This is a genomic window from Streptococcus sp. CL6.35, assembly GCF_049737915.1.
In the GTDB taxonomy this organism is placed as follows: Bacteria; Bacillota; Bacilli; order Lactobacillales; family Streptococcaceae; genus Streptococcus.
In genome coordinates, this window is sequence record NZ_JBKOTU010000001.1 from 92,970 (window position 1) to 107,117 (window position 14,148).

A 14,148-nucleotide genomic window follows, 5' to 3' on the forward strand; every position below is an offset into this window, starting at 1 on the left:
ACCAGAATAAACCGACTGATTAGGTGGCTTACAGGTTCAGTAAGTCATCTTTTTTATTTGAAAAATAGCATAAAAATCTAGTTATCCGCATAAAAACTGGACTTATCACACTTTATCAAGGTCAAAACCACTCAATTTACTACTAATTTACTACTTATGAATGAGCTTTGATACGACGATTTATCCTTGAAAAGTGAAGATATAAAGATACTTCCAATAAAATTTGAATATTTAATAGGTAGACACTTCAAAAAATGAGGTGTCTATTTTTTTACCCGATTTTGAAAGGAAGTGAACTTATGAAAACAAAAAATCAAGAATCAAAAGGTCGTTCCCCACTCTTTAAGACCATCAAACATTCATTCAGCCAATAAAAAAGAAAGGATAGGTAAAAATATGGAACTTAAATTTGTGATTCCCAACATGGAAAAAACATTCGGCAATTTAGAATTTGCTGGCGAGGATAAAGTCGTTCAGCGAAGAATCAACGGACGGCTAACTGTCTTATCAAGAAGCTATAATCTCTATTCTGATGTTCAAAGAGCAGATGATATTGTGGTGGTGCTTCCTGCTGAAGCTGGCGAAAAACATTTCGGCTTTGAGGAACGTGTGAAGTTAGTCAATCCACGTATTACCGCAGAGGGCTACAAAATCGGCACTCGTGGTTTTACAAATTACCTTTTACATGCTGACGACATGATAAAAGAATAAAGAAAGAGAGGAAAAATGATGAGATTAGCAAATGGCATTGTATTAGATAAAGACACGACTTTTGGAGAATTGAAATTCTCTGCTCTACGTCGTGAAGTGAGAATCCAAAATGAAGACGGGTCGGTTTCAGATGAAATCAAGGAACGTACCTATGACTTAAAATCCAAAGGACAAGGACGCATGATTCAAGTAAGTATTCCTGCCAGCGTGCCTTTGAAAGAGTTTGATTATAACGCACGGGTGGAACTTATCAATCCCATTGCGGACACCGTTGCTACTGCCACCTATCAAGGAGCAGATGTTGACTGGTATATCAAGGCAGACGATATTGTGCTGACAAAGGATTCTAGTTCATTCAAAGCTCAACCACAAGCAAAGAAAGAACCGACACAAGACAAATAGTCGCTAGGTAGAAAGGAGACTTTTTCGCATGAAACAGCGTGGTAAAAGGATTCGCCCATCTGGTAAAGATTTAGTCTTTCATTTTACGATAGCGTCACTCCTGCCTGTTTTCCTGCTGGTTGTCGGACTGTTTCATGTGAAGACAATCCAGCAGATCAACTGGCAGGATTTTAACCTATCACAAGCAGATAAGATTGACATTCCCTATTTAATTATCAGTTTCAGTGTCGCAATTCTTATCTGCTTGCTGGTAGCGTTTGTATTCAAACGGGTTCGCTATGATACGGTTAAACAACTTTACCACCGTCAAAAACTGGCAAAGATGATACTTGAAAACAAGTGGTATGAATCTGAACAGGTCAAAACAGAGGGTTTCTTTAAAGATAGTGCTGGTCGTACAAAGGAAAAGATAACCTACTTCCCTAAAATGTATTATCGACTTAAAAATGGCTTGATACAGATACGGGTGGAAATCACGCTGGGAAAATATCAAGACCAACTCTTACACTTGGAAAAGAAATTAGAGAGTGGCTTGTACTGTGAGCTGACGGATAAAGAGTTAAAGGATTCCTATGTGGAATATACTTTGCTCTATGACACCATAGCCAGTCGTATTTCTATTGATGAAGTAGAAGCTAAAGATGGTAAACTTCGCTTAATGAAAAACGTATGGTGGGAATATGATAAGCTCCCTCATATGTTGATTGCTGGTGGTACAGGTGGCGGTAAAACTTACTTTATACTGACACTGATTGAAGCCTTGCTTCATACAGATTCAAAACTGTATATTCTTGACCCGAAAAATGCTGACCTTGCGGACTTAGGTTCTGTGATGGCAAATGTCTACTATAGAAAAGAAGACTTGCTTTCTTGCATTGAAACATTCTATGAAGAAATGATGAAACGTAGTGAGGAAATGAAGCAGATGAAGAACTATAAGACTGGCAAAAATTATGCTTACTTAGGTCTCCCGGCACACTTCTTAATCTTTGATGAATACGTCGCTTTCATGGAAATGCTGGGAACAAAAGAAAACACCGCAGTTATGAATAAGCTGAAACAGATTGTCATGTTAGGTCGTCAAGCTGGCTTCTTTCTAATACTGGCTTGTCAACGTCCAGACGCAAAATATTTAGGCGACGGAATCCGTGATCAGTTTAATTTCAGAGTGGCTTTAGGTCGTATGTCTGAAATGGGCTATGGCATGATGTTTGGCAGTGACGTACAAAAGGATTTCTTCTTAAAGCGAATCAAAGGTCGTGGCTATGTTGATGTAGGAACAAGTGTCATATCAGAGTTTTATACTCCCCTTGTACCAAAAGGATATGATTTCTTGGAGGAAATTAAAAAGTTATCCAACAGCAGACAGTCCACGCAGGCGACGTGCGAAGCGGAAGTCGCAGGTGTGGACTGATCTTGCTGGCTGGTGTGGCAATAGCCACGCCAGCACTTAACCCCACGTATCTAACAGGGGGGTACAAATCGACAGGAAACAGTCAAAAAAACATTAGAAAATCCTTTGGTTACAAGGGATTTACAAAATTTCAGCGTATGTCAAATGGGCTTTAAAAGTTGACATACGCCTTTTTGATTGGAGGGATTTTTACTGAATGAACAAACTTGGTTACAGCATTTAAAAGAAAAACGCTTGGCTTATGGACTATCTCAAAACCGTTTAGCTGTTGCGACTGGTATTACAAGGCAGTATCTAAGCGATATTGAAACAGGAAAAGTCAAGCCATCAGAGGATTTACAGCAGTCCCTTTGGGAAGCTCTGGAACGCTTCAATCCCGACGCTCCCCTTGAAATGCTGTTTGATTATGTAAGGATTCGCTTTCCGACAACAGACGTACAGCAGGTGGTCGAAAACATCTTACAACTGAAACTGTCCTATTTTCTTCATGAGGACTATGGTTTCTATTCTTATTCAGAGCATTATGCTTTAGGCGACATATTCGTCCTTTGCTCCCATGAACTGGACAAAGGAGTTCTGGTGGAATTGAAAGGTCGTGGGTGCAGACAATTTGAAAGCTATCTTCTGGCACAACAAAGAAGCTGGTATGAGTTCTTTATGGACGTTTTGGTGGCTGGCGGTGTGATGAAACGCCTTGACCTTGCCATTAACGATAAGACAGGGATTTTGAATATCCCTGTACTCACTGAAAAGTGCCAACAGGAAGAATGTATCTCCGTCTTCCGCAGTTTTAAAAGCTATCGCAGTGGCGAACTGGTACGCAAAGAGGAAAAGGAATGTATGGGAAACACCCTCTATATCGGTTCATTACAAAGTGAAGTTTATTTCTGTATCTATGAAAAGGACTACGAGCAGTACAAGAAAAATGATATTCCCATTGAAGACGCAGAAGTAAAAAACCGTTTTGAGATTCGATTGAAAAATGAGCGTGCCTATTATGCAGTCCGTGATTTACTCGTCTATGACAATCCAGAGCATACCGCCTTTAAAATTATCAATCGGTATATCCGTTTTGTAGATAAAGACGATTCCAAACCTCGTTCTGATTGGAAACTGAATGAAGAATGGGCTTGGTTTATTGGGAACAATCGTGAACGATTAAAACTAACCACAAAACCAGAGCCTTACTCCTTCCAAAGGACGCTGAACTGGCTATCTCATCAAGTTGCCCCGACCTTAAAGGTTGCGATTAAACTTGATGAAATCAACCAGACGCAGGTTGTAAAAGACATTCTCGACCATGCGAAACTGACAGACCGACACAAGCAGATTTTGAAGCAACAGTCAGTAAAAGAACAGGACGTGATAACAACAAAAAAATAACTCAAATACAAATTCATTGAATATAGAGAGGAGAACATTTTTATGAATTTTGGACAAAACCTTTATAACTGGTTTCTATCAAACGCTCAATCACTGGTGCTTTTAGCAATCGTTGTGATTGGCTTGTATCTTGGCTTCAAGCGTGAGTTTAGCAAACTGATTGGCTTTTTAATTATTGCGATTATTGCGGTTGGCTTAGTCTTCAACGCTGCTGGAGTAAAAGACATTTTACTAGAGCTATTCAATCGCATTATTGGTGCTTAAATAAAACCGTTCTTTTGTGGAATATAAGTGGTTTTCTTATGTTCCGCAAAGGAATGGTACACCAAACGAAGTGCGGTAGGGATTTTTGAATCTCTACAAAGAAAGGACGTGAATATATGGACGATATGCAAGTCTATATTGCGAATTTAGGCAAATACAATGAGGGCGAATTGGTCGGTGCGTGGTTTACCTTTCCCATTGACTTTGAGGAAGTCAAAGAGAAAATCGGCTTGAATGATGAATATGAGGAATACGCCATTCATGACTACGAGTTACCCTTTACGGTTGACGAATACACTTCCATTGGCGAACTCAATCGACTATGGGAAATGGTATCGGAATTACCCGAAGAATTACAATCGGAGCTATCTGCTCTGCTCACTCATTTTTCAAGCATTGAAGAACTAAGCGAACATCAAGAGGATATTATCATTCATTCCGATTGTGATGATATGTATGACGTGGCACGCTACTACATTGAAGAAACGGGTGCTTTAGGCGAAGTACCAGCTAGTCTTCAAAACTATATTGATTATCAAGCCTATGGTCGGGATTTAGACCTTTCAGGAACGTTTATCTCAACCAATCATGGGATTTTTGAAATCGTCTATTAAATCTGTCGGTACATTACTACTGGCAGATTTTCTATTTTACGGGGTGGCTCAATCAGCTACCCCTATTTTTTATGAAAGGATTGATTACATGAAGAAAATACGAAGCTATACCAGTATCTGGTCTGTGGAAAAGGTACTGTATTCTATCAATGATTTTAGACTTCCGTTTCCCATAACCTTTACGCAAATGACATGGTTTGTCGTGTCACTCTTTGCAGTGATGATACTTGGCAACTTGCCCCCTCTTTCCATGATAGAGGGAGCATTTCTCAAATACTTTGGGATTCCTGTGGCTTTCACATGGTTTATGTCTACAAAAACTTTTGATGGTAAAAAGCCTTATGGATTTTTGAAGTCTGTCATTGCTTATGCACTGCGACCAAAGCTGACCTATGCAGGAAAAAAAGTAACGCTTGGCAGAAACCAGCCACAAGAAGCCATTACAGCAGTTAGGAGTGAATTTTATGGCATATCCAATTAAATACATTGAAAACAATCTCGTCTGGAATAAAGACGGGGAATGTTATGCTTACTATGAGCTTGTTCCTTACAATTACTCATTTCTAAGTCCAGAACAGAAAATACAAGTGCATGATTCTTTCAGACAGCTTATCGCACAAAATCGTGATGGCAAAATTCATGCTTTACAAATCAGTACAGAATCCAGCATACGTTCTGCACAAGAGCGTTCCAAAAATGAAGTCACTGGCAAGCTCAAAGCGGTTGCCTATGACAAAATCGACCAACAGACAGACGCTTTAATATCCATGATTGGCGAAAATCAAGTGAACTACCGTTTCTTTATCGGCTTTAAGTTGCTTCTCAACGATCAGGAGTTTTCTATGAAAAGTCTTACCGTTGAAGCAAAAAATGCTTTGTCTGATTTTGTCTATGATGTGAACCATAAGCTGATGGGCGATTTTGTTAGTATGAGTAATGATGAAATCCTGCGTTTTCAGAAGATGGAAAAGCTCTTAGAAAATAAAATCTCTCGTCGTTTCAAAATCCGCAGGTTAGATAAGGACGACTTCGGCTATCTGATTGAACACCTTTACGGACAGACAGGCACTGCCTATGAAGAGTATGAGTACCATCTATCAAAGAAAAAGCTGGATAATGAAACGCTGATTAAATACTATGACTTGATTAAGCCTACTCGCTGTTTGGTGGAAGAAAAACAGCGATATTTGAAAATCCAGCAGGAAGATGAAACCGTCTATGTAGCTTACTTTACCATTAACAGCATTGTCGGAGAACTGGACTTCCCGTCCTCTGAAATCTTCTACTACCAGCAACAGCAATTTACATTCCCGATTGATACGTCAATGAATGTGGAAATTGTAGCGAATCGTAAAGCCCTATCTACTGTCCGCAATAAAAAGAAAGAACTGAAAGACTTGGATAACCACGCTTGGCAAAGTGATAATGAAACCAGCTCCAATGTGGCGGAAGCTCTGGAAAGTGTGAATGAGCTGGAAACCAATTTAGACCAAAGCAAGGAATCTATGTACAAGCTGTCTTATGTGGTAAGGGTATCAGCAAATGATCTTGACGAACTCAAACGTCGTTGTAATGAAGTGAAAGATTTTTATGACGATTTAAGCGTAAAACTGGTACGACCATTTGGGGATATGCTCGGCTTACATGAAGAATTTTTACCTGCCAGCAAGCGTTATATGAATGATTATATTCAATACGTGACCTCTGATTTCCTCGCTGGTTTAGGTTTTGGTGCTACTCAAATGCTGGGGGAAAATGAGGGGATTTATGTTGGCTACAGCTTAGATACTGGACGCAATGTCTATCTGAAACCTGCTCTTGCCAGTCAAGGGGTTAAGGGTTCAGTAACCAATGCGTTAGCGTCGGCTTTTGTTGGTTCGCTGGGTGGTGGTAAATCCTTTGCGAATAACCTTATCGTCTATTATGCGGTGCTTTATGGGGCACAAGCAGTGATTGTAGACCCAAAAGCAGAACGTGGCAGATGGAAAGAAACCTTGCCAGAGATTTCCCATGAAATCAATATCGTCACTCTGACTTCTGATGAGAAAAACAAAGGCTTACTTGACCCTTATGTGATTATGAAAAATCCCAAAGATTCTGAATCACTGGCTATTGATATTCTGACATTCCTTACGGGGATTTCCTCTCGTGATGGGGAACGCTTCCCAATCCTTAGAAAAGCCATTCGTGCAGTAACCAATAGTGAAGTACGAGGGTTGATGAAAGTGATTGAGGAATTACGGGTTGAGAATACGCCACTAAGTACCAGTATAGCCGACCATATCGAAAGTTTTACAGACTATGACTTTGCACATTTATTATTCAGTAATGGTTATGTGGAGCAGTCTATCAGCTTAGAAAAACAACTGAACATTATACAGGTTGCGGACTTGGTACTTCCCGACAAGGAAACTTCCTTTGAGGAATATACCACTATGGAGCTTTTATCCGTTGCTATGCTGATTGTCATTAGTACCTTTGCTTTAGACTTTATCCATACAGACCGAAGCATTTTCAAGATTGTAGATTTAGACGAAGCATGGAGCTTTTTACAGGTAGCACAAGGAAAAACACTATCTATGAAGCTGGTTCGGGCTGGTCGTGCTATGAACGCTGGGGTATATTTCGTGACCCAAAATACAGACGACCTCTTAGATGAAAAACTGAAAAATAACCTCGGCTTAAAATTTGCATTTCGTTCCACTGACCTTAACGAGATTAAAAAGACCTTAGCCTTTTTTGGTGTAGACCCAGAGGACGAAAACAATCAGAAGCGATTGCGTGATTTGGAAAACGGGCAATGCCTTATCAGTGATTTATATGGTCGTGTCGGTGTGATACAGTTCCACCCTGTATTTGAAGAACTGCTCCATGCCTTTGATACCAGACCGCCTGTGCGAAAAGAGGTGTAAATGTGAAACCATCAATATTAAACAGAATAAAATCAAACTGGACGCTGAAGCGTCTAGGTAAAGTGGCAATGACAGTGGCTTTCACACTTGTGATTGCCATTTTTCTTTTAGCCATGATGGGAACAGTGGTTCAAGCTGCGGGCTTGGTAGATGATACAATCAATGTGGCAAATGAGTACAGCCGATACCCACTTGAAAACTATCAACTGGATTTTTATGTTGATAATAGCTGGGGCTGGCTACCGTGGAACTGGTCGGACGGAATTGGAAAACAAGTCATGTATGGCTTATATGCCATTACCAATTTTATTTGGACAATCAGTCTTTATGTTTCCAATGCGACTGGCTACTTAGTTCAAGAAGCCTATTCCCTTGACTTCATTTCTGCTACAGCAGATTCCATTGGCAAGAATATGCAGACCCTTGCAGGAGTTACGCCTAGCGGACTATCAACAGAGGGATTCTATGTTGGATTCCTCTTACTCTTGATTTTGGTTCTTGGGGTTTATGTTGCCTATACAGGACTGATAAAAAGAGAAACTACAAAAGCGATTCATGCCATTGTGAACTTTGTCATGGTATTTATCCTATCAGCTTCCTTTATTGCCTACGCTCCCGACTACATTAAAAAAATCAATGATTTTTCATCAGACATCAGTAATGCCAGTTTATCACTTGGCACGAAGATTGTCATGCCCCATTCCGATAGTCAAGGCAAGGACAGCGTGGACTTAATCAGAGATAGCCTGTTTTCCATACAGGTTCAGCAACCGTGGCTACTGCTTCAATACAACAGTTCAGACATTGAAAGTATCGGTATTGACCGTGTGGAAAGCCTGCTCTCCACCAGCCCAGATTCCAACAATGGCGAAGACAGAGAAAAAATTGTTGCGGAAGAAATTGAAGACAGAAGCAATACCAATCTAACCATTACAAAGACCATTAACCGTTTAGGTACAGTCTTCTTCCTATTTGTCTTCAATATTGGGATTTCCATATTTGTATTCCTATTAACAGGAATCATGATTTTCTCGCAGGTACTTTTTATCATCTATGCTATGTTTCTGCCTGTGAGCTTTATTTTAAGCATGATTCCATCATTTGATGGTATGTCAAAACGAGCCATAACAAAGCTCTTTAATACCATTTTGACACGAGCTGGAATCACATTGATTATTACGACAGCATTTAGTATTTCAACCATGCTCTATACCTTATCGGCTGGTTATCCGTTCTTTTTGATTGCTTTTCTACAGATTGTGACCTTTGCAGGAATCTACTTCAAGCTGGGCGATTTAATGAGTATGTTTTCTCTACAGAGTAACGATTCTCAAAGTGTGGGAAGTCGTGTGATGAGAAAACCTCGTATGCTTATGCACGCTCACATGCACCGTCTACAGCGGAAACTTGGACGTTCCATGACTACTCTAGGGGCTGGGTCTGCCATTGTTACAGGTAAAAAAGGACAGTCGGGTTCGGGGAGTTCTGCAAGGACACAAGCAGATCACTCCCGACCAGACGGAAAGGAAAAATTAACACTTGGAAAACGTATCGGTCAAACCATCGGTACAGTAGCTGATACCAAAGACAGAATGGTAGACACTGCTAGTGGTTTGAAAGAACAGGTTAAAGATTTGCCGACCAATGCAAGATATGCAGTATATCAAGGAAAATCCAAAGTAAAAGAGAATGTCCGTGATTTAACCAGTAGTATTTCTCAAACCAAAGCGGACAGAGCCAGTGGACGCAAGGAACAGCAGGAACAAAGGCGAAAAACCATTGCGAAGCGTCGCTCTGAAATGGAACAGGTCAAACAGAAAAAACAGCCTGCTTCTTCTGTTCATGAAAGACCGACTACAAGACAAGAACAATATCATGATGAACAGACCTCAAAACAGTCTAATATTCAGACTTCATATAAGGAATCTCAACAAGCCAAACAAGAGCGTCCAGCAGTTAAGTCCGATTTTTCAAGTCCAAAAGTGGAACGCCAAGGCAATACCGTTCAAGAAAAAACCGTTCAAAAGCCAGCAACTTCAACCACTACAGCAGATAGAACTTCACAACGTCCAATCACAAAAGAACGTCCGTCTACTGTTCAAAGAGTACCACTACAAAATACAAGAAGTAGACCACCAATCAAAACCGCCACCATTAAGAAAGTCGGTAAGAAACCATGAAGTTGAAAACTTTAGTGATTGGTGGTTCTGGATTATTCTTGATGGTCTTCTCACTGCTTCTGTTTGTTGCCATTTTATTTTCAGATGAACAGGACAGCGGAATTTCCAATATTCATTATGGAGGTGTGAATGTTTCCGCAGAAGTGCTGGCTCATAAGCCTATGGTAGAAAAATATGCCAAAGAATATGGCGTTGAAGAATATGTCAACATACTTCTTGCGATTATACAGGTGGAATCGGGCGGTACTGCGGAAGATGTTATGCAGTCCTCGGAATCCCTCGGTCTTCCACCTAATTCATTGAGTACAGAAGAATCCATTAAGCAAGGTGTGAAGTATTTCAGTGAATTATTAGCCAGTAGCGAAAGGCTCAGTGTAGATTTAGAATCGGTTATCCAGTCCTACAATTATGGTGGTGGTTTCTTAGGGTATGTGGCTAATCGTGGAAATAAATATACCTTTGAACTGGCTCAAAGTTTCTCAAAAGAGTATTCAGGTGGCGAAAAAGTGTCTTACCCCAATCCCATAGCCATACCTATCAATGGGGGCTGGCGATACAACTATGGCAATATGTTTTATGTGCAACTGGTAACGCAGTATCTTGTCACAACAGAGTTTGATGATGATACGGTACAAGCCATCATGGACGAAGCACTGAAATATGAGGGCTGGCGATACGTTTACGGTGGAGCTTCCCCGACTACTTCTTTTGATTGTAGCGGACTGACACAATGGACGTATGGAAAAGCTGGAATTAACTTACCACGAACCGCACAACAGCAATATGATGTGACCCAGCATATCCCACTATCGGAAGCACAAGCTGGCGATTTGGTTTTCTTTCATTCTACCTATAACGCTGGCTCTTATATTACTCATGTTGGGATATACCTTGGCAATAACCGTATGTTTCATGCAGGCGACCCAATCGGTTATGCCGACTTAACAAGCCCCTACTGGCAACAGCATTTAGTGGGAGCAGGACGAATCAAACAATGAGAAAGGAAGATTTAATGATGAAATTTAGAAAAAATCAGAATAAAGAAAAACAGATACCAAAGGAAAAGAAACCTCGTGTCTACTATAAGGTCAATCCTCATAAAAAGGTTGTGATTGCCTTGTGGGTACTTTTAGGGCTTAGTTTCAGCTTTGCGATATTCAAGCACTTTACAGCTATAGATACTCATACTATTCACGAAACAACTATCATAGAAAAGGAATACGTTGATACTCATCATGTAGAAAATTTTGTAGAGAACTTTGCGAAAGTCTACTATTCATGGGAGCAATCCGATAAGTCCATTGATAATCGAATGGAAAGTCTAAAAGGCTATCTGACAGATGAACTTCAAGCTCTCAATGTTGATACAGTACGCAAAGATATTCCTGTATCGTCTTCTGTAAGAGGATTTCAGATATGGACGGTAGAGCCAACTGGCGACAATGAGTTTAATGTAACCTACAGTGTAGACCAGCTCATTACAGAGGGAGAAAATACAAAGACCGTCCACTCTGCTTATATAGTGAGTGTCTATGTAGATGGTTCTGGAAATATGGTACTGGTTAAGAATCCGACCATTACCAACATACCTAAGAAATCAAGTTATAAACCAAAAGCCATTGAAAGTGAGGGGACGGTTGATTCCATTACAACCAATGAAATCAATGAGTTTTTAACGACGTTCTTCAAGCTCTATCCTACAGCGACAGCCAGTGAACTTTCCTACTATGTGAATGACGGGATATTAAAACCAATCGGAAAAGAGTACATCTTTCAAGAACTGGTAAATCCTATTCACAATCGTAAGGATAATCAAGTCACGGTATCGCTGACAGTGGAGTATATCGACCAGCAGACCAAAGCAACGCAGGTATCTCAATTTGATTTGGTACTTGAAAAGAACGGGAGTAATTGGAAGATTATAGAATAACAAATATTGGTACATTATTACAGCTATTTTGTAATCACGTACTCTCTTTGATAAAAAATTGGAGATTCCTTGACAAATATGCTCTTACGTGCTATTATTTAAGTATCTATTTAAAAGGAGTTAATAAATATGCGGCAAGGTATTCTTAAATAAACTGTCAATTTGATAGTGGGAACAAATAATTGGATGTCCTTTTTTAGGAGGGCTTAGTTTTTTGTACCCAGTTTAAGAATACCTTTATCATGTGATTCTAAAGTATCCGGAGAATATCTGTATGCTTTGTATGCCTATGGTTATGCATAAAAATCCCAGTGATAAGAGTATTTATCACTGGGATTTTTATGCCCTTTTGGGCTTTTGAATGGAGGAAAATCACATGAAAATTATTAATATTGGAGTTTTAGCTCATGTTGATGCGGGAAAAACTACCTTAACAGAAAGCTTATTATATAACAGTGGAGCGATTACAGAATTAGGAAGCGTGGACAAAGGTACAACGAGGACGGATAATACGCTTTTAGAACGTCAGAGAGGAATTACAATTCAGACAGGAATAACCTCTTTTCAGTGGGAAAATACGAAGGTGAACATCATAGACACGCCAGGACATATGGATTTCTTAGCAGAAGTATATCGTTCATTATCAGTTTTAGATGGGGCAATTCTACTGATTTCTGCAAAAGATGGCGTACAAGCACAAACTCGTATATTATTTCATGCACTTAGGAAAATGGGGATTCCCACAATCTTTTTTATCAATAAGATTGACCAAAATGGAATTGATTTATCAACGGTTTATCAGGATATTAAAGAGAAACTTTCTGCCGAAATTGTAATCAAACAGAAGGTAGAACTGTATCCTAATATGTGTGTGACGAACTTTACCGAATCTGAACAATGGGATACGGTAATAGAGGGAAACGATGACCTTTTAGAGAAATATATGTCCGGTAAATCATTAGAAGCATTGGAACTCGAACAAGAGGAAAGCATAAGATTTCATAATTGTTCCCTGTTCCCTGTTTATCACGGAAGTGCAAAAAACAATATAGGGATTGATAACCTTATAGAAGTGATTACGAATAAATTTTATTCATCAACACATCGAGGTCCGTCTGAACTTTGCGGAAATGTTTTCAAAATTGAATATACAAAAAAAAGACAACGTCTTGCATATATACGCCTTTATAGTGGAGTACTACATTTACGAGATTCGGTTAGAGTATCAGAAAAAGAAAAAATAAAAGTTACAGAAATGTATACTTCAATAAATGGTGAATTATGTAAGATTGATAGAGCTTATTCTGGAGAAATTGTTATTTTGCAAAATGAGTTTTTGAAGTTAAATAGTGTTCTTGGAGATACAAAACTATTGCCACAGAGAAAAAAGATTGAAAATCCGCACCCTCTACTACAAACAACTGTTGAACCGAGTAAACCTGAACAGAGAGAAATGTTGCTTGATGCCCTTTTGGAAATCTCAGATAGTGATCCGCTTCTACGATATTACGTGGATTCTACGACACATGAAATTATACTTTCTTTCTTAGGGAAAGTACAAATGGAAGTGATTAGTGCACTGTTGCAAGAAAAGTATCATGTGGAGATAGAACTAAAAGAGCCTACAGTCATTTATATGGAGAGACCGTTAAAAAATGCAGAATATACCATTCACATCGAAGTGCCGCCAAATCCTTTCTGGGCTTCCATTGGTTTATCTGTATCACCGCTTCCGTTGGGAAGTGGAATGCAGTATGAGAGCTCGGTTTCTCTTGGATACTTAAATCAATCATTTCAAAATGCAGTTATGGAAGGGATACGCTATGGTTGCGAACAAGGATTATATGGTTGGAATGTGACGGACTGTAAAATCTGTTTTAAGTATGGCTTATACTATAGCCCTGTTAGTACCCCAGCAGATTTTCGGATGCTTGCTCCTATTGTATTGGAACAAGTCTTAAAAAAAGCTGGAACAGAATTGTTAGAGCCATATCTTAGTTTTAAAATTTATGCGCCACAGGAATATCTTTCACGAGCATACAACGATGCTCCTAAATATTGTGCGAACATCGTAGACACTCAATTGAAAAATAATGAGGTCATTCTTAGTGGAGAAATCCCTGCTCGGTGTATTCAAGAATATCGTAGTGATTTAACTTTCTTTACAAATGGACGTAGTGTTTGTTTAACAGAGTTAAAAGGGTACCATGTTACTACCGGTGAACCTGTTTGCCAGCCCCGTCGTCCAAATAGTCGGATAGATAAAGTACGATATATGTTCAATAAAATAACTTAGTGTATTTTATGTTGTTATATAAATATGGTTTCTTGTTAAATA

The 14,148-nt window shown here is 39.4% G+C and carries 12 protein-coding genes and 1 pseudogene; all 13 read left to right on the forward strand.

Features of this window, described 5'->3' with window-relative positions:
- Nucleotides 1–396: 396 nt before the first annotated feature.
- The gene (locus ACLNCP_RS00450) at nt 397–711 is read left to right on the forward strand and encodes a YdcP family protein (protein ID WP_000420682.1); all 315 of its coding nucleotides are present in this window, start codon (nt 397–399) and stop codon (nt 709–711) included.
- 15 nt (nt 712–726) lie between these two features.
- Nucleotides 727–1,113, forward strand: coding sequence for a YdcP family protein (locus ACLNCP_RS00455; RefSeq protein ID WP_000985015.1), 387 nt, complete (start codon nt 727–729; stop codon nt 1,111–1,113).
- 28 nt (nt 1,114–1,141) lie between these two features.
- Complete coding sequence (locus ACLNCP_RS00460; protein WP_000813488.1) at nt 1,142–2,527, forward strand: FtsK/SpoIIIE domain-containing protein; 1,386 nt, start codon at nt 1,142–1,144, stop codon at nt 2,525–2,527.
- Between the two features lie 177 nt (nt 2,528–2,704).
- Nucleotides 2,705–3,910, forward strand: a complete 1,206-nt coding sequence (mobT, locus tag ACLNCP_RS00470) for a MobT family relaxase (protein ID WP_000398284.1) — start codon at nt 2,705–2,707, stop codon at nt 3,908–3,910.
- A gap of 42 nt (nt 3,911–3,952) precedes the next feature.
- The gene (locus ACLNCP_RS00475; RefSeq protein ID WP_001009056.1) at nt 3,953–4,174 is read left to right on the forward strand and encodes a hypothetical protein; all 222 of its coding nucleotides are present in this window, start codon (nt 3,953–3,955) and stop codon (nt 4,172–4,174) included.
- A 116-nt stretch (nt 4,175–4,290) separates the two neighbouring features.
- Nucleotides 4,291–4,788, forward strand: coding sequence for an antirestriction protein ArdA (locus ACLNCP_RS00480; RefSeq protein ID WP_000342539.1), 498 nt, complete (start codon nt 4,291–4,293; stop codon nt 4,786–4,788).
- Between the two features lie 88 nt (nt 4,789–4,876).
- On the forward strand, nt 4,877–5,269 hold the full coding sequence (locus tag ACLNCP_RS00485; protein ID WP_000723888.1) for a conjugal transfer protein: 393 nt from the start codon (nt 4,877–4,879) through the stop codon (nt 5,267–5,269).
- Nucleotides 5,253–7,700: an ATP-binding protein gene (locus tag ACLNCP_RS00490; protein WP_000331160.1), complete on the forward strand. Its 2,448-nt coding sequence runs from the start codon at nt 5,253–5,255 to the stop codon at nt 7,698–7,700. The genes ACLNCP_RS00485 and ACLNCP_RS00490 overlap by 17 nt, the downstream gene beginning before the upstream one ends.
- A gap of 2 nt (nt 7,701–7,702) precedes the next feature.
- On the forward strand, nt 7,703–9,880 hold the full coding sequence (locus tag ACLNCP_RS00495; protein ID WP_424843854.1) for a CD3337/EF1877 family mobilome membrane protein: 2,178 nt from the start codon (nt 7,703–7,705) through the stop codon (nt 9,878–9,880).
- Complete coding sequence (locus ACLNCP_RS00500; protein WP_000769868.1) at nt 9,877–10,878, forward strand: bifunctional lytic transglycosylase/C40 family peptidase; 1,002 nt, start codon at nt 9,877–9,879, stop codon at nt 10,876–10,878. The genes ACLNCP_RS00495 and ACLNCP_RS00500 overlap by 4 nt, the downstream gene beginning before the upstream one ends.
- Nucleotides 10,875–11,810: a conjugal transfer protein gene (locus ACLNCP_RS00505; protein ID WP_001224320.1), complete on the forward strand. Its 936-nt coding sequence runs from the start codon at nt 10,875–10,877 to the stop codon at nt 11,808–11,810. Before ACLNCP_RS00500 ends, ACLNCP_RS00505 begins: the two co-directional genes overlap by 4 nt.
- Before the next feature lie 313 nt (nt 11,811–12,123).
- A pseudogene (locus ACLNCP_RS00510) lies at nt 12,124–12,171 on the forward strand (hypothetical protein); the annotation flags it as partial.
- A 15-nt stretch (nt 12,172–12,186) separates the two neighbouring features.
- A complete protein-coding gene (gene tet(M) / locus ACLNCP_RS00515) occupies nt 12,187–14,106 on the forward strand; it encodes a tetracycline resistance ribosomal protection protein Tet(M) (RefSeq protein ID WP_000691727.1) in 1,920 nt (639 codons plus the stop codon).
- The last annotated feature ends 42 nt before the right edge of the window (nt 14,107–14,148 follow it).